We start from the raw sequence: 15,616 nt of genomic DNA, 5'->3' as shown, positions 1-15,616 counted from the left end.
ATGGTCGGGAGTATGAGTGAACAAGGTCAGCAGAAGCATCCGAGTGATCCGGGACCAGGGTTTCGGCACGTTCTCCCGTAAGGCATCGCGCTCGATTCTGCGTCCTTTCCGCGTTCTTCGTGACGAGGGCCCGCGCTCGTTCTCGGCCCGGGTCCTGGCCAAGGCGCACCAGAGGCTCGCCGTCAACACCCCGGCGATGCTCGTGAAGACCGAAGACGCCGCTCAGGTCGACTGGACGATCCGCCTCCCGCAGCACGGGGACCCGATCACTGTCGGTGAGGGACCGGTCGAGATCGCCTGGATCATGTCGCCTCCCGGAAAGGAGAGCGGCGGTCACCAGAATCTGTTCCGGTTCATCGACTTCGCCGAGAAGGCAGGACATCGCTCGACGATCTACCTCTACTCCGCGGCCGGCCAGGTGAGCATTGACGACGTGCACGGGATGCTCAGATCGACCGACGCCTACCCGAAGCTCGCCGCGGACATCGTCGTCTACGATTCCGAGATCGGCGTGAAGCCGGAGACCCAGGCCCTGTTCGCAACCGGATGGGAGACCGCGTACCCCGCGTACCTCGACGGTTCCAGGGCCCGGCGCTTCTACTTCGTGCAGGACCTCGAGTCGAGCTTCTACCCGCTCGGAACCGAGTCGCTGCTCGCGGAGAACACCTACCGCTTCGGCTTCCACGGGATCACGGCGGGTGGGTGGCTCGCCCACACGCTGAACGAGCGGTTCGGCATGACGACGGACTCGTTCGACTTCGCGGTCGACAAGCGCCACTACAGCGTGACGAACACCGACCGGCGCACCGAGATCTTCTTCTACGCCCGGCCGGTCACCCCGCGACGGGCGTTCGAGTTCGGTCTGCTCGCCCTCAAAGACTTCCATTCGCTGAAGCCGGATGTGACGATCAACCTCGCGGGCTGGGACGTCTCCAACTGGAAGGTCCCGTTCCCGTACAAGAACCTCGCGAGTCTCGAGATCTCCGAGCTCAACGGGATCTACAACCGCTGCGGCGCCGGGCTGGTGCTCTCGCTGTCCAACATGTCGCTGCTCCCACTCGAACTCATCTCCAGTGGCGTGACGCCGGTCGTCAACGACGGCGAGAACAACCGGATGGTCTCCGACAACCCCTACATCGAGTACGTGCCGGCCTCGCCGATGGCGATCGCGCGCGCGCTGGCCGAGGCGCTCGACCGCCCGGATGCGGTGGAGCGGTCCATCGCGATGTCGGAGTCGGTCGCCGAGGTCAACTGGCAGGATTCCGGCGATCAGTTCGTCGCCGCCTTCGAGAGGGCGATGCGTGGCTGAGACGGTCGTTATCGGCGCCAACGGTTTCATCGGATCGCATCTGGTCGACTCCCTCTCGGCGGCAGGGCACACGGTGCGGGCGTTCGACCGGTTCAGTTCGGGGCGCCCGACGTTCGACCCTTCCGGCGTCGAGCTGATGCGAGGGGAGTTCCTGTCGAGGGCCGACCTCGAAGAGGCGGTCGCCGGGCAGGACTACGTGCTCCACTTCCTCTCCACCACGACACCGGCCACCGCGGAGGGAGACCCCACTCTCGACGTGCGCACCAATGTGGCGCAGACCATCGAGCTTCTCGAAGCCTGCGTGGCGGCGGGAGTGTCGCGCTTCTACTTCGCCTCCACGGGTGGCGCGATCTACGGCGAGCAGGGCAAGTCGGAGTACTCGGAGACGGACAGGGCACTTCCTGTCTCGCCGTACGGCATCGGCAAGCTCACCATCGAGCACTACCTCACCTACTTCCAGGTGCGCCACGGACTCGCATCCACGGCGTTCCGGATCTCCAACCCGTACGGCACCCGGCAGCACGTCAACAAGAAGCAGGGACTCATCCCCATCGCCCTTCGTCAGATCGCGCTCGACCGCCCCGTCGTGCGCTTCGGCGACGGGAGCATGGTGCGGGACTACGTCTATGTGGAAGACCTGGCGGCCATGCTCACCTCGGCGATCGGCGTCGAGCCGGAGCACGACCTCTACAACGTCGGCAGCGGCGTCGGGCATTCGGTCTCCGAGATCCTCGAATCGCTCGCCCGGGTCACCGGACGCGAACTCGTCATCGAGGAACGCCCCCGGCCCGCCACCTTCGTGGACCGAGTCGTCCTCGATCCCACCCGTTTCGTCACCGAGTTCGGCTCGAGACCGCTGACGAGCCTCGACGAGGGCGTGGCGAGAACCTACGCCGAGATCCTGGAGCAGATGAATGGCTGATCGTCCTGTCGCAACCGTCGCCATCCTGACGTACAACGGCGAGACCTACCTGCGACGCATCCTCGAGATGGTCGGGAAGCAGGAGGTCGACGGTGAGGTCGAGATCCTCGTGATCGACTCGGGGTCGACCGACTCCACTCTGGGGATCGTCGCCGACTTCCCGTCCGTTCGGCTGCACCAGATCGCGAACTCCGAGTTCGGCCACGGTCGAACCCGCAACCTCGCCGCCCAGCTCGCCGCCGGGGAGTTCGTCGCGTACCTCACGCATGACGCCATCCCGACCGACACCTCCTGGTTGCGAGAGCTGCTCGCACCCTTCGCCATGGACGAGAAGATCGTCGCCGTCATGGGCAAGCAGGTTCCCCGGGCGAACTGCTTCCCGCTGCTCAAGTACGAGATCAAGGGCGTGTTCGCCGGCTTCGGACCGGACTTCGGAACGACCGTCTTCTACAAGGACGACTTCGTGCGCGACGACGGCGTTCTCGGGGCCATCAGCTTCTACTCCGACGTCAACTCCGCTGCCCGCCGGGACTTCCTGGTCGACACGATTCCCTACCGCGATGTGCGATACGCAGAGGATCAGCTGTTCGGTCGCGATTTGATCGAGGCAGGCTACCGCAAGGCATACGCCGGTCGCGCGGCGGTCGAGCACTCGAACGATCTGACGCTCGACGAGTACGGTCGCCGGATCTTCGACGAGACCGTCGGTCTGCGCCAGATCGGTTTCCCCATTCCGCCGATGAGCCGGGCGGGGCAGTTGCGGCTGACCCTCCGCGGCGTCGTGGGGGACACCCTGCGCATCCTGCGCGACCCGGACTTCAGCTGGAAACGGCGGCTGTACTGGCTGGCGGTCAACCCCGCATATCAGATCGCCAAGTGGCGGAGCTACCGCGATTCCACCCTGGTGGACGTCACCGATGACGAGGCCGTCAAGGCCGGCTCGCTCGAGCATTCCCGCAAGCGCGGCTGAGCCCGGCTCAACGAAGCGCGCGGGCCGCCTCAGCGCCGATGCGTGCCGCCGACGTACGTTCCCGGATGTCGCGCATCGCGTCGAGGCCGCGCATCCACTCGGCCGACCCGAAGTCGTCGCGCACGTGCTCGAGCGCCGTGAGGATGTCCGCCGGCGTCGGCTCGCCGTCGAGGAGGTAGGGATAGTCTTCGCCGAGCCAGAGCACGGCCTCGGCCTGGCTCCGCTGGATCAGGATGTTGCTGCTGCAGTGGGCAGCGGTGAATCCCTTGAGGAACGGCTTGTGGTGATCGGCGCCGCGCGTCAGGCGCACGGCGTAGTGCAGATTGAACTCGGGGAGACGGGAGAGCCAGCTGTCGCTCTGGGACGAGGTGTCGACCAAGACAGGCGTGACCAGCTGCTCGATCTCCGGCGTGAGCACGGCATTGACCAGCTCGCCGAAGTATCCGGCGCGCATCCGGTCGTCCGGGCGGCCCGTGGGGAGCTTCGCCAGGCGCGGGTCGACGTGGTGATTGACGAGGGCGACCTCGATCGTCGGGTAGTCCCGCTGGAGGTCGATGAACGCCGTGATCGATGCGGCGACGATCAGATCGGCGTAGCCCCGGGTGGTCGGCGGCGGCACTTCGTCGACGACATCGAACAGCAAGCGATTGCCGGCGGATTTCAGCTCCTGGAGCCGCTCGGGCGTCGCAGCCATGAGGGCGCCCTTGGTCAGGAACAGGGTGGCGTTGCGCATCGGCGCATCGAGGGATGTGTACGACACGGTGGCGCTGTCGCCGAGCGCTTCGCCCGCGATACCGCTGAGCTGACGACCTCGCATCACGGTCGAGCCGGAGTGCTGGAATCGTTCCGCGTAGACGAAATGAACAGTGCGCGTGCGACGGAACATGCCGAAGAGTCTATCCGGCTAGAGTAGACGGGGTCTGCCGGTGGGAACCCGGTCGCTCGAAGGCGAGCCCGCCGGATACCCGACCCGATGAGAGAATGATTGATGAATACACGCCGCGCGGTTTACACCGCCCTTCTCGGTGGCTACGAGGAGCTCAGTGAACAACCTGTGGCACGGGAATCGGACCTGCCGTTCGTCTGTTTCACCGATCGTCCGGACGTCACGAGCGACACCTGGACCATCGTCCCGGTGACCCCGCTGTTCCCGTTCGATCTGGTGCGCAGTCAGCGTGAGTTCAAGATCCGTGGGCACGATTACCTCGCCCCGTTCGAGGAGACCCTCTACATCGACAACTCCGTGCACCTGGAAGCGCCGCCGGAGCAGATCCTCGATTCCCTCCTCGCCGACGCCGATTTCACCCTCGCCAGCCACAGCTTCCGTGAACGCGTGATCGACGAGTTCGACGAGGTGGTCCGGCTGAACTACGACGATGCCGGCCGCGTCAACGAGCAGCTGCTGCACTACGCCGAGCTGTATCCGGATGTGCTGCTCCAGCATCCGACCTGGAACGGGATGATCGCGCGGCGGCACACGCACGACGTGGCGGCCACGATGCACATCTGGTTCGATCATGTGCTGCGGTACTCCCGCCGGGACCAGCTGTCCGCGAACGTCGCCTTCTCGATCGGGCCGGTCGCGCCGAAGGTCATCGACCTCGACAACAATGCCTCGCAGTGGCATCGCTGGCCCGTGGACGTCAAGCGCCGCGCGAGCATGGGCGTGGCGACGGGTCGCCGTACGGGCCCGATGCTCGCCGAGATCGCACGCCTCGAGCGGGAGATCGCCGCTCTCCAGCCCGTCGCGCAGAAGGTGAACGATGTCGAGGCCGAGGCGGCGGCCCGGCTCGATGCGACGCAGCTAGAATTGACGGATGCCAAGGGGCGTGCCAATGCGGCACGCGCTGAGATCAACTCGATCAGGAACAGCGTCTCGTGGCGGATGACCCGCCCCATCCGCGCTGTCGGCACCCGCTTGCGGCGACTGAGATCAGGAGGGCCGACCGATTAGGGTTCTCGTCACCGGCGCCGCCGGGTTCATCGGCAGTTATCTCGCCAGGGAACTCCTCGCCCGGGGCGACGAGGTCGTCGGGGTCGACTCGGTCACGCCGTACTACGACACCGCCATCAAGCGGGCCAACCTGGCGAGACTCGTCTCGCCCGCCTTCCGTTTCGTGGAGATCGACCTCGTGACCGTGACTGCGGATCAGCTGGCCGGGTTCGAGGTGGACGCGATCGTGCACCTCGCGGGGCAGCCCGGTGTCCGCGGTTCCTGGGGCTCGCAGTTCGACAGCTACACGCACGCCAACGTCGAGGCGACCCAACGCCTCCTGGAAGCGGTGAAGGGGCTCGAGCGGCGTCCCCGCTTCGTGTACGCCTCGTCGTCCTCGATCTACGGGCAGGCCGAGAGCTACCCCACCGACGAACGGGCGCTGCCGCAGCCGTTCAGCCCGTACGGTGTCACGAAACTGGCCGGGGAGCACCTGGTCAACCTCTACCGTGCGAACTTCGATCTGGACACCGTCGCCTTCCGCTTCTTCACGGTGTACGGCCCCGGACAGCGCCCGGACATGGCATTCACCCGGTTCCTGCGCGCGGCGGATGAGGGCGGCCCGATCACGATCTACGGCGACGGCGAGCAGATCCGGGACTTCACCTTCGTCGGCGACATCGTCGACGCGCTGATCCTCGCTGTGAACGCCGAGGGGCCCATGCCGCCGGTGATGAACCTCTCCGGAGGCTCGAGCGTCTCGGTGAACGAAGTGCTGGAGACCATCCGCGAGATCACCGGTCGCGAACTCGACGTCACGTACCTCGACGCCGTGCTCGGCGACGTCTTCCGGACCGGTGGCTCGAACGAGCTGGCGCGCACCGCGCTCGGCTGGGAGCCGAGGCGCTCGCTCCGCGAGGGGCTCACGGAGCAGTGGCAGTGGGTGTCGGGCGGCGCTCGCTGAGCCGGTCGATCGGTGTCGGCCGGGACACCGGCCATCGGCGTCAGCCGGCGATCGAGGCTTCCACGTCGAGCCGGATCAGGCCGGAGCCGTGCTGCGGCTCGTCCACCTCGAACGTGGCGGCAGGGTTGAGCCGGTCGAGCGACGCCCCGGCGAACTCTTCGAGGCTTCCGCGAACGATGTAATTGCCTGAACCGAGCGTGTGGCGCGGGAACCGCAGCTCCACCGTGTGCGTTCCCGGCGTGGTCGGGAGAGTGACGTCGAGCATCTTCGTGTTCACGCCGTACACCGGCTGGCCGTTCGCCGTCTCGATGGCGATGCCGGCGACGAGGGCCGGCTGGGGGCGGTCGAGTTCGTAGGTGTACTCGAGCACGAGGTCGGCGCCCGCCTTGACGACGGGTGTCTCCTCGACGGAGTCGTGGACCACATCGATGCTCGTGATGCGGGCAGCCGGTTTCGGCGCGCTCGAGCTGTGGGTGCGGTCGTGCTCGAGGCGCTCCCGCTCGAATCCGAACCGGAGCACGCGCAGCCCGTCGGCGGGGTCGCCGTCGAAGAGCAGATTTCCGTGGTTGAGCACGACGACCCGATCGCACAGACGGCCGACCTGCTCGGCGGAGTGGCTCACCAGCACGATCGTGCGGCCTTCCCGCTGGAACTCTTCGATCTTGTCCATGCACTTGCGCTGGAACGGCTCGTCGCCGACCGCAAGCACCTCGTCGACCAGCAGCAGATCCGGATCGACGTGCACGGCGACAGCGAATGCAAGTCGCACGTACATGCCGGAGCTGTAGAACTTCACCTGGGTGTCGATGAACGACTCGATGCCCGAGAAGTCGACGATCTCGTCGAAGTAGCGGTCGGTCTCTTTGCGGGTGAGGCCGAGGATCGCCGCATTGAGGTAGACGTTCTCGCGACCGGTGAGGTCGGGGTGGAATCCGGCACCGAGCTCGAGGAGGGCCGCCATCCGGCCACGGCGGGCGACTGTTCCCGTCGTCGGCTCGATGATGCCTCCGACGACCTTGAGCAGGGTGCTCTTTCCCGATCCGTTGTGGCCGACGAGGCCGACAGTGCTCCCGACGGGGATCTCCAGGTTTATGTCACGAAGCGCCCAGAAGTCATCTTTGTGCCGACGGGATGCGCCGAAGTTGACGATGCGCTCCTTGAGCGACTTCTCCTTGTGCAGGACGAAGCGCTTGGAGACGTCCTTGACGCTGACGAGAGAGGGGTGGGCCATGTCCTAGAGCTCCTGAGCGAAGTTTCCTTGGAGGCGGGAGAAGGCGCGCTGCGAGAGCCACAGCAGCACCAGACTCACCACCAGAGTGATGAGCAGACGCAGGGCGAGGTGGGCGGGCCAGTACTGGGGCGGGGTGCTCGCGGGGTCGGAACCGGCCGCCCAGAGCGCCTTCTGCATGGAGATGATCGCGATGGTCACGGGGTTCGCCAGGTAGAGCTGCTCGAGCCAGTTTCCGCCGAGCAGCTTGTGAACGTACGTGAAGGAGTAGACGATCGGCGACGCCCAGAACAGGATGATGATGGCGATCTCGACGAGGTGCTGGGTGTCGCGGAGGTAGACGTTGATGGCGGAGAGAACGAGTCCGACCGCCGTCGCGAAGACGATGAGGGTCACGACCGCGAGGGGCGCGAGCAGGATGTTGATGCCCGGTGCGAAGGGAACGCTCGAGAGGACGAAGATCGCGACCGCGAGAACGACGAGCTGGACGAGGAAGTTGAAGAGCGCCCCGCCGATCGCGCTCAGCGGGAAGATCTCGCGCGGAAGGTAGACCTTCTTCACCAGTCCGGAGTTGGCCAGGATGGCCGTGGTGCTCCCCGTGATGATCTCGGCGAAGAGCCCCCACATCGTGAGTCCGACGAAGACGAAGATCGCGAAGTCGGGTGTCTGCCTCGCGGCACCGAGCACCTGCCCGATGGCGAAGTAGTAGATGAGGAGCTGGGCGAGCGGCCGGAACAGGCTCCAGACGATGCCGAGGCTGCTGTCTTTGTACCGGGCTTTGAGCTCGCGCCGGACGAGCAGGCCGAGAAGCTCGCGGTGCGCCCAGATGTCGGCGAACGAGCGGCGGGTACCGCGGACGAACCCCGACTTCTGGCCGACGTACTGCATCGGCAGATTCTCGATGGAGGCTGCGCGGGCATCCGCGTCGACAGTGGATGTCATGACGGTACCTCGACTATCTGCAGGGGATGAATGGACGGGCATGCGTTCGTTCGGGCGCAGCACACAGAGGAGTCTAACTCGCCCGATCCCGGGAGTTTGCTTGGCGCGTGCCTCCATTGGGGGGCCGTGTCGGCGTGCTGAGTGCCGTGACAGGGCGATGCGCGCCATATAGCCTCGAAACGAACACTCCACCCCCCGACCCGTCTGGAGTTCGTGTGAAACCGCGCATCCTGCGCTCGAGCGCGCTCGTCGCAGCCTTGGCGTGCGCTCTTGCGCTCGCCGGATGCACGGGGGCCGGCCAGGACGCGTCGAACGACTCCGCCCAGTCGGCGAGCCCGAACTCGTCGGTCGAGGCGACACCGACACCATCCCCGTCGAGCACCATCGAGCCCGTGATCGTCGTGGCCGGTGTGGACGTCGACGGAAAGAACGTGTCGGTTTCGGGATATGTCTCGGGAACGATCCAGTCGCAGGGCGAGTGCACGTTCACGTTCACCCACGAGACTGCGTCGCCGGTGACGGTCACTCACGAGGTCACGGCCGATCGCGACTCGACTTCGTGCGGCACGTCGCAGGTGCCGATCGCCAGCTTCACCCGCGGGACCTGGAAAGTGACGTTGGCCTTCGACGTCGAGGGCAAGCAGTACACGTCGCAAACGAACACTCTGGAGGTGCCCTGATGCGCGCACGGATCATCGCAGTTGCCGCCATCGTCGCACTCATCGGCTCGGTGCTGAGCGCGACCGGCTTCGCGGGAGTCGCGAGCCAGCCCGCGAGCGCGACGGCGGACGCCCGGCTGTTCGACCCGGGCAACATCATCAGCGACGCCATGTTCTTCGACGGTCAGGCGCTGAACGCCGCCCAGGTGCAGAGCGTCCTGAACAGCAAGGTCGCCAACTGTGCCGCCGGCTACACCTGCCTCAAGTCGTACAGCCAGGCGACGACCACCAAGGCCGCCGTCAGCGGCCGGTGCGACGCGTACACCGGCGCAGCCTCCGAATCGGCGGCCACCATCATCGCCAAGGTCGGCGTCGCCTGCGGAATCAGCCAGCGGGCGCTCCTCGTGCTCCTCGAGAAGGAGCAGAGCCTCGTCTCAGACAGCTCGCCGGAGGCGAGCCAGTATCGAAGTGCCACCGGATACGGCTGCCCCGACACAGCAGCCTGCGACTCCCTCTACTACGGGTTCTTCAACCAGGTCTACAGCGCGGCCCTGCAGTTCAAGCGGTACGCCGCCACCCCGACGAGCTGGAACCACATCGCAGGCCGGGTGAACAACGTGCGATACAGCCCGAATGCGGCCTGCGGCACCGGAGCGGTCTTCATCCAGAACCAGGCGACCGCCGGCCTCTACAACTACACGCCGTACCAGCCCAACGCCGCTGCACTGAACAACCTCTACGGCACGGGCGACGGATGCAGTTCCTACGGCAACCGCAACTTCTGGCGCATCTTCACCGACTGGTTCGGATCTCCGAACGGTGCCACGTCGCTCCTGCGCACCCTGGACAACGGCACGGTGTTCGTCGTTTCGGGGACGAACAAATACCCCGTCGCGAGCATGGTCATGCTGAACGCGCTCTCGGTGCTCGGACCGGTCGGCTATGTCTCCCAGAACTACCTCGACGGGTTCTCGACGCAGCAGACCGCGGGCCGCGTGCTACGAGACCCCAACGGCTCGATCTACTTCTTCGACGCGGGGATCAAACTCCCGTTCTCGACGTGCGGCCTGGTAGTCGACTACGGCGGCTCGTGCGGGACATCCGGATTCATGCAGCTGACGGCGGAGCAGATGGCACGATTCGCGAACGGTCCCGCGATGGGCCCCATGCTGGGAACGACGGCCGGCTCGCGGTACTACGTGACGCAGGGAACGACCCGCGAGGTTCTCGACGATCAATCGCAGGCCGCGGCGGGCCTGCCGAGCGGCTACAACGTGCTGACCGAGGATGCGGTCGCCGGTCTCACGGTCGGTCAGCCGATCGTTCGCGACGGCGCCTTCGCGTCGACCCGCGGCGGCAGCGGCTCCTACTATCTCGGGAACACGGCCAAGTACTCCGTCTCGTCGTCGGTCGCCTCGACAACCGGAGCGGACGCGCGTGTGAGCGGTTCGCTCAACCCGTCGAGCCTCGCACGCATCCCGAGCGCTTCCACCACGTTCACCGGGGTCGTCCAAGTCGCGGGGTCGTCGGCGAAGTCCGTCCTGACCCCGACGGGCCGACTCGATTGGCAGGCTGCCTCCTCGGCGAGTCTGCAGGGTGTCGTCGTTCCGCAAGCCCTCGTCGACTCCTACCCGAGCCAGGGCACGATCGTCGGCGGTTCCATGGTCAAGACCGCCTCGAACAGTACGGTCTACATCGTTCAGGACACCCGACTGCTCCCGGTCGGCGCCTGGGAGTCGCTGGTCGCCTTGGCGGGCGGAGGAAATCCCGATATCAAGGTCGTGCCCGAGCAGGTCGTCGCGGCGATCCCCGCCGGCCCGGTCGCGCTGACGTCGAACACGCTCGCCCGTTCGCCCGACAACGCGACGGTGTACCTCGTCAACGGCGTCACGAACAAGATCGCGATGTCGAACTTCGCCTTCGCAACCGAGGCCGGGTTGTCGGCCTTCAGCTTCACAACCCAGGATCGACTCGACGCCTACCCGGTTGCGTCGACGCTCCTCGGCTTCGGCCTGACCTGTGGGACGACCAACTACGTCAGCGCCGGCGGCGCCGTCCACAAGGTGGACCCGACGTTGCAGGCCCTGTATCCGTTCACGTTCGTGAGCCTCGACTCGTACACGTGCCGACTGTTGAACGTCGGCGCGGACGCCACCAAGTTCATCCGAACCCCGGGTGGGTCCATCTACTATCTGCAGGGTGGGCAGAAGCATCCGCTGTCGTCGATGGCCGCGTACGCAGCCCTCGGCGGGAACGGATGGCTGAACGTCGTGGACCTCTTCGCCAACCAGATCCCGACGGGCGCTCCGACGTCTTAGCCGATCGACGCGATCGTCGCGATCGATGCGCGCTCGCGTGCGGAGACGCGCGAGTACACGATGACGCCTGCGACGAAGACGCCGAACGCGAGTGAGCCCAGGATCCACACGGCCATCGGGCCCGGCACGGGTGACGGCCACCACCAGGAGATGTGCGAATCGAGATTGATCACGTGCGCGCTCGCTCCGACGACGTATCGGCGGAGGTTCGTGAACAGTGACACTCCGAACGCTGCGGCGAGCATCGTGCCTGCGACGACCAGCTGAGTCAGGTTGAGTGCGAGATCGTCGCGCCGGGCTCCCACGAGGATCACGCCGGCGAAGATCACGAGCAGCGGCAGGATGTACCGCGGTTGCACGTATCCGCCGACGACGATCTGACCGCGCGTCAGAATGTAGAGCGGAACGACGACGAGGCTGAACGCCAACACCGCGACCGCGACCGACTTGCGCCAGTAGAGCCGACGCAAGCCCCAGAACGCCAGCCCGGCGAATACGGCGCAGGTGAACGTCGGAACCACGGCTGGGAGCGTGGTGTCGAACCAGCCGAGCGACCACGTGCCGAGGCTGCCCGTCCACAGCTGAGGAAGCCCCAGCAGGTTGACGCCGAGCAGTCCGATGAATTCGGTGGGTGTCTGCGCGCTCTCGCTGCTGCTGGGTACGAGGATCCCGCTTTGGCCGGCTGAGAGGAAGAATGCGGCCGAGATCACGGTCAGCACCGCGGGCAGAGCGAGCGAGTAGAGATAGCGACGGGTGCGCTCGAAGGAGAGGATCGCTGCGATCCCGAGCGCCAGAACGTTGTAGGCGGCGGAGTCCCCCCGGGCACCGGCCCCGATCAGCGTCGCCGCGACCGCCAGGATGCCGCTCGTCACCCGGTCTCGCCGTTTCACGGCGGTCAAGAAGGTGTACGCGGACATCCACAGGACAGCGGCCGATGTGAAAGCCCAGCTACTCGGGTTCACGCTGGGAACGATGAAGACGCCCAACGGAATGCTCGCTGCCATGGTGCCCCAGAGCAGCGGACCTCGGCGCCCGGGACGCAGCACGAAGAAGAGTGCCGTCACGAGGCCGGTGAACAACAACGCGTTGAGTGTCCGCATCACCAGGATCGAGAGTCCGATGTTTCCGGATGCGAACACGCTCATGACTGCGTAGTACAGCCCCGGGTAGCCGTGATCGTTGAAATTGCCTCGCGTGGTCGACGTCAGGTTGCTGACCGGGTCGATCGGGCATGTCGCCGACTTGTCCGGCTTGCCGACGTAGCAGTCGCCGTAGTCGAAGAGGGCCTGGGGCACCCGCATCTCCCCGGGAGTGTCACCCGGTTCGCACAGGTTCTCGCGTACGCCTTGTCCACACCAGATGCTGGCCATGTGGTAGTCGTCGTCGGGACTGGATCCGACGGGGGAGGAGAAACCCCACGCCACGAGACTTGCGAACAGCGCGACGGGTACCAGGATTCCGAGAAGTCTCTTCCAGGAGGAGGGTTGCATGGCCACGCTTGTCATCCGTTCCGTTCCAGCGGCACCACGCCGTCCGTCTGCACAAGCGTAGCGTCAGGCCCGGGGATGATCGCTTCAAAGACCCCGGCTCCCCCTGGGCGTCGAATGGGAATGCCAGCGCGCAGATGGTAATTTCGAGTGCGGCTCTTCCGGTCGGTCCGGCCGAGGGCGTTGGAAGGAGCTTTCTGAGCATGGTGTTCATCGCGCCGACCGCCGACGTCTCACCTGACGCCGAATTCGGGGAGGGCACCAAGATCTGGCACCTCGCGCAGGTTCGCGAGGGTGTCGTGATCGGCGTCAACGGGATCATCGGGCGTGGAGCGTACATCGGCTCCCAGGTCCGTCTCGGCGACAACTGCAAGGTTCAGAACTACGCGCTCGTGTATGAGCCGGCCGCGATCGGCGACGGCGTCTTCATCGGCCCCGCGGTGGTCTTCACGAACGACACGCACCCGCGCGCGGTCGAGCCGGACGGGACGCAGAAATCCGCGTCGGACTGGACCCCGGTCGGGGTGACCGTCCGCGATGGCGCTTCGATCGGGGCGAGAGCGGTCTGCGTGGCGCCCGTCACCATCGGGCGCTGGGCGCTGGTGGCAGCGGGCTCGGTGGTGACGCAGGACGTTCCCGACTTCGCTCTCGTCGCCGGCGTACCTGCGCGGCGGATCCGCTGGGTCGGTCGCGCCGGCGTGCCGCTGGAGCAGAAGGACGGAGTCTGGGTCTGCCCGAAGACCGGTGAAGAGTACGTAGAGGATGGGGACATCCTGAGAGAGGCTGACAAGTGACCGAGACCAACTTCATTCCGGCCGCGCGCCCGATCATCGGGCAGGAGGAGAGGGACGCCGTCGACGCCGTCCTCGCCGGCGGCATGCTCGCGCAGGGCGAAGAGGTCGCGTTGTTCGAGCGGGAGTTCTCCGACCTCCTCATCGACGGCCGGCACACCGTGGCGGTGAACTCGGGAACCGCGGGCCTGCACCTCGGTCTTCTGGCTGCAGGGGTCGGGGCCGGCGACGAAGTCATCGTGCCCTCGTTCACCTTCGCCGCCACCGCCAACTCCGTCGCCCTGACCGGCGCCACACCCGTCTTCGCCGACATCGAGCCCGATTCGTTCTGCCTCGATCCGCGCTCGGTGCAGCGCGCGATCACCGACCGGACGGTCGGAATCATGCCGGTGCACCTCTACGGCCACCCGGCGAACATGACCGAGCTCACCCGCATCGCAGCAGAGCGGGGTCTCAAGATCTTCGAGGACGCCGCTCAGGCTCACGGAGCACGCCTGGGCGGACGGCCGGTCGGGTCGTTCGGCGAGTTCGCGATGTTCAGCCTGTATCCCACCAAGAACATGACGTCGGGCGAGGGAGGGATGGTCTCGACCGGTGCGGACGAGGTGGCCCGGATGCTGCGGCTGCTCCGCAACCAGGGGATGGAACGCCAGTACGCCAACGAGATCGTCGGATTCAACGCGCGCATGACGAACATCCATGCCGCCATCGGACGCGTGCAGCTGACCAAGGTGCACGGGTGGACTCGCACCCGCCAGCAGAACGCCGCCTTCTTCGACGAGAACCTCACCGGTGTCGTGACGCCGCCCGTGGCCGACGGCGCAGAACACGTCTATCACCAGTACACCATCCGCGTTCCCGAAGACCGGGACGGCTTCGCCGAGGCGTTGCGCACCGAATACGCGATCGGTTCGGGTGTGTATTACCCGATCCCGAATCACCGTCTGCCGTCGTTCGGGCTGGAGCTCGATCTCCCCGAGACCGAGCGCGCTGCGCGGGAGGTGCTGTCGATACCCGTGCATCCGTCGTTGTCGCAGGCCGATCTTGACCGCATCGTCGCCGCCGTCAACACCCTGGCGGGTTCCCGATGAGCGATCTCCGGATGGGGCTCATCGGTCTGGGCATGATGGGCCGCCACCATGCGCGCGTGATCCGCGAGACCGACGGAATCGAGCTGGTCGGCGTCGCCGATGCCAACGGCGATCCGTTCGGAGTGTCGAACGGGCTCGCTCTGGTGGATTCGGTGGATGCGCTCATCCGTGTCGGTATCGACGCCGCGATCGTGGCGGTACCGACCACCGCCCACGAACAGGTAGCCATCGCATTGGCGGAGGCAGGTGTTCACACCCTCGTCGAGAAGCCCATCGCGGTCGACACGGCTGCGGGCGAGCGCATGGTCGAGGCTTTCGAGTCGCGGGGGCTCGTCGGGGCGGTCGGTCATATCGAGCGGTTCAACCCCGCCCTGCAGGAGCTCCGCAAACGGATCGACGCCGGGGAGCTGGGAGAGGTCTACCAGATCGCCACCCGGCGACAGGGGCCGTTCCCATCGCGCATTGCGGATGTGGGTGTGGTCAAGGACCTCGCGACCCACGACATCGACCTCACCCTCTGGCTGTCTCGGAGCCGGTTCGACTCCCTCTACGCCCGGACCGCCTCGCGCAGCGGTCGTCCCCACGAGGACCTCATCGCATTCACCGGCCAGCTCGAGAACGGGGTGGTCACGAACCACCTGATCAACTGGCTCTCGCCCATGAAGGAACGCGTCGTGGTCGTGACGGGCGAGCGCGGCGCTTTCGAGGCCGACACGCTGAGCGGCGACCTGACGTTCTTCGAGAACGGGACCATTGCCACGGAATGGGATTCGGTCGTCGCGTTCCGCGGTGTGTCCGAGGGCTCCATGATCCGCTTCGCGCTCGCCAAACGCGAACCGCTCCGCATCGAGCACGAGGCCTTCCGCGACGCCATCCTGGGCGAACGTCAGGACGTCGTCACGATGCGGGAGGGCCTGGAGACGGTGAAGGTCGCCGAGGCGGCGCTGCGTTCGGCGTCGGGCAATACGCACGTCGGCATCGGCGGCTGACGAGCCTCGGGTC

14 protein-coding genes are annotated in these 15,616 nt (G+C 66.3%); 10 read left to right on the top strand and 4 right to left on the bottom strand.

Translation table 11 applies throughout. The features are described from left to right. Positions 1–43 precede the first annotated feature (43 nt). Genes ACFVV0_RS09380 through ACFVV0_RS09370 form a run of 3 tightly spaced genes read left to right on the top strand, consistent with a single transcriptional unit; the run spans position 44 to position 3,201 of the window. Positions 44–1,309, top strand: a complete 1,266-nt coding sequence (locus tag ACFVV0_RS09380) for a glycosyltransferase family 1 protein (RefSeq protein WP_387061491.1) — start codon at positions 44–46, stop codon at positions 1,307–1,309. Next, a complete protein-coding gene (locus ACFVV0_RS09375; RefSeq protein ID WP_387061488.1) occupies positions 1,302–2,231 on the top strand; it encodes an NAD-dependent epimerase/dehydratase family protein in 930 nt (309 codons plus the stop codon). The genes ACFVV0_RS09380 and ACFVV0_RS09375 overlap by 8 nt, the downstream gene beginning before the upstream one ends. Further along, positions 2,224–3,201 (top strand): glycosyltransferase family 2 protein, encoded by a 978-nt coding sequence (locus tag ACFVV0_RS09370; protein WP_387061485.1) that lies wholly within the window; start codon positions 2,224–2,226, stop codon positions 3,199–3,201. Before ACFVV0_RS09375 ends, ACFVV0_RS09370 begins: the two co-directional genes overlap by 8 nt. 7 nt (positions 3,202–3,208) lie before the next feature. On the opposite strand, the gene ACFVV0_RS09365 is transcribed toward ACFVV0_RS09370, so the two are convergent. Beyond that, positions 3,209–4,087, bottom strand: a complete 879-nt coding sequence (locus tag ACFVV0_RS09365; protein WP_387061482.1) for a hypothetical protein — start codon at positions 4,085–4,087, stop codon at positions 3,209–3,211. 102 nt (positions 4,088–4,189) lie between these two features. On the opposite strand from ACFVV0_RS09365, the gene ACFVV0_RS09360 reads away from it, so the two are divergent. Together ACFVV0_RS09360 and ACFVV0_RS09355 are read left to right on the top strand one after the other, a co-directional pair. Then, positions 4,190–5,155, top strand: coding sequence for a glycosyltransferase domain-containing protein (locus ACFVV0_RS09360; RefSeq protein WP_387061478.1), 966 nt, complete (start codon positions 4,190–4,192; stop codon positions 5,153–5,155). Beyond that, positions 5,151–6,098, top strand: coding sequence for an NAD-dependent epimerase/dehydratase family protein (locus tag ACFVV0_RS09355; protein WP_387061800.1), 948 nt, complete (start codon positions 5,151–5,153; stop codon positions 6,096–6,098). Before ACFVV0_RS09360 ends, ACFVV0_RS09355 begins: the two co-directional genes overlap by 5 nt. A 40-nt stretch (positions 6,099–6,138) precedes the next feature. Here ACFVV0_RS09355 and ACFVV0_RS09350 read toward each other — a convergent pair whose 3' ends face one another. Together ACFVV0_RS09350 and ACFVV0_RS09345 are read right to left on the bottom strand one after the other, a co-directional pair. After that, positions 6,139–7,329, bottom strand: coding sequence for an ABC transporter ATP-binding protein (locus tag ACFVV0_RS09350; RefSeq protein WP_387061475.1), 1,191 nt, complete (start codon positions 7,327–7,329; stop codon positions 6,139–6,141). Between the two features lie 3 nt (positions 7,330–7,332). Next, positions 7,333–8,268: an ABC transporter permease gene (locus tag ACFVV0_RS09345; RefSeq protein ID WP_387061473.1), complete on the bottom strand. Its 936-nt coding sequence runs from the start codon at positions 8,266–8,268 to the stop codon at positions 7,333–7,335. 215 nt (positions 8,269–8,483) lie between these two features. Here ACFVV0_RS09345 and ACFVV0_RS09340 point away from each other — a divergent pair, with 215 nt between their 5' ends. Together ACFVV0_RS09340 and ACFVV0_RS09335 are read left to right on the top strand one after the other, a co-directional pair. Further along, positions 8,484–8,948 (top strand): hypothetical protein, encoded by a 465-nt coding sequence (locus ACFVV0_RS09340; protein ID WP_387061470.1) that lies wholly within the window; start codon positions 8,484–8,486, stop codon positions 8,946–8,948. Beyond that, entirely contained in the window at positions 8,948–11,245 is a 2,298-nt protein-coding gene (locus ACFVV0_RS09335; protein WP_387061468.1) for a hypothetical protein, read from the top strand. Before ACFVV0_RS09340 ends, ACFVV0_RS09335 begins: the two co-directional genes overlap by 1 nt. Here the strand turns inward: ACFVV0_RS09335 and ACFVV0_RS09330 are convergent. After that, entirely contained in the window at positions 11,242–12,735 is a 1,494-nt protein-coding gene (locus tag ACFVV0_RS09330) for a DUF2142 domain-containing protein (protein WP_387061797.1), read from the bottom strand. The two genes, ACFVV0_RS09335 and ACFVV0_RS09330, sit on opposite strands and share 4 nt — an antisense overlap. A 200-nt stretch (positions 12,736–12,935) precedes the next feature. Here ACFVV0_RS09330 and ACFVV0_RS09325 point away from each other — a divergent pair, with 200 nt between their 5' ends. Genes ACFVV0_RS09325 through ACFVV0_RS09315 form a run of 3 tightly spaced genes read left to right on the top strand, consistent with a single transcriptional unit; the run spans position 12,936 to position 15,603 of the window. Next, on the top strand, positions 12,936–13,526 hold the full coding sequence (locus ACFVV0_RS09325) for an acyltransferase (RefSeq protein WP_387061465.1): 591 nt from the start codon (positions 12,936–12,938) through the stop codon (positions 13,524–13,526). Continuing rightward, on the top strand, positions 13,523–14,614 hold the full coding sequence (locus ACFVV0_RS09320; protein WP_387061462.1) for a DegT/DnrJ/EryC1/StrS family aminotransferase: 1,092 nt from the start codon (positions 13,523–13,525) through the stop codon (positions 14,612–14,614). The genes ACFVV0_RS09325 and ACFVV0_RS09320 overlap by 4 nt, the downstream gene beginning before the upstream one ends. Further along, a complete protein-coding gene (locus ACFVV0_RS09315) occupies positions 14,611–15,603 on the top strand; it encodes a Gfo/Idh/MocA family oxidoreductase (protein ID WP_387061459.1) in 993 nt (330 codons plus the stop codon). The genes ACFVV0_RS09320 and ACFVV0_RS09315 overlap by 4 nt, the downstream gene beginning before the upstream one ends. The last annotated feature ends 13 nt before the right edge of the window (positions 15,604–15,616 follow it).

The organism is Leifsonia sp. NPDC058230 (genome assembly GCF_042882245.1).
Lineage (GTDB): Bacteria > Actinomycetota > Actinomycetes > Actinomycetales > Microbacteriaceae > Leifsonia.
This window is presented reverse-complemented; position numbering and strand designations above follow the sequence as displayed.

What these genes read in the sequence shown, in the direction of transcription:
- ACFVV0_RS09370 (WP_387061485.1), top strand. Translation starts at nt 2,224, where the DNA reads ATGGCTGATCGTCCTGTCGCAACCGTCGCCATCCTGACGTACAACGGC.
- ACFVV0_RS09365 (WP_387061482.1), bottom strand. Translation starts at nt 4,087, where the DNA reads ATGTTCCGTCGCACGCGCACTGTTCATTTCGTCTACGCGGAACGATTC.
- ACFVV0_RS09360 (WP_387061478.1), top strand. Translation starts at nt 4,190, where the DNA reads ATGAATACACGCCGCGCGGTTTACACCGCCCTTCTCGGTGGCTACGAG.
- ACFVV0_RS09350 (WP_387061475.1), bottom strand. Translation starts at nt 7,329, where the DNA reads ATGGCCCACCCCTCTCTCGTCAGCGTCAAGGACGTCTCCAAGCGCTTC.
- ACFVV0_RS09345 (WP_387061473.1), bottom strand. Translation starts at nt 8,268, where the DNA reads ATGACATCCACTGTCGACGCGGATGCCCGCGCAGCCTCCATCGAGAAT.
- ACFVV0_RS09335 (WP_387061468.1), top strand. Translation starts at nt 8,948, where the DNA reads ATGCGCGCACGGATCATCGCAGTTGCCGCCATCGTCGCACTCATCGGC.
- ACFVV0_RS09330 (WP_387061797.1), bottom strand. Translation starts at nt 12,735, where the DNA reads ATGCAACCCTCCTCCTGGAAGAGACTTCTCGGAATCCTGGTACCCGTC.
- ACFVV0_RS09325 (WP_387061465.1), top strand. Translation starts at nt 12,936, where the DNA reads ATGGTGTTCATCGCGCCGACCGCCGACGTCTCACCTGACGCCGAATTC.
- ACFVV0_RS09315 (WP_387061459.1), top strand. Translation starts at nt 14,611, where the DNA reads ATGAGCGATCTCCGGATGGGGCTCATCGGTCTGGGCATGATGGGCCGC.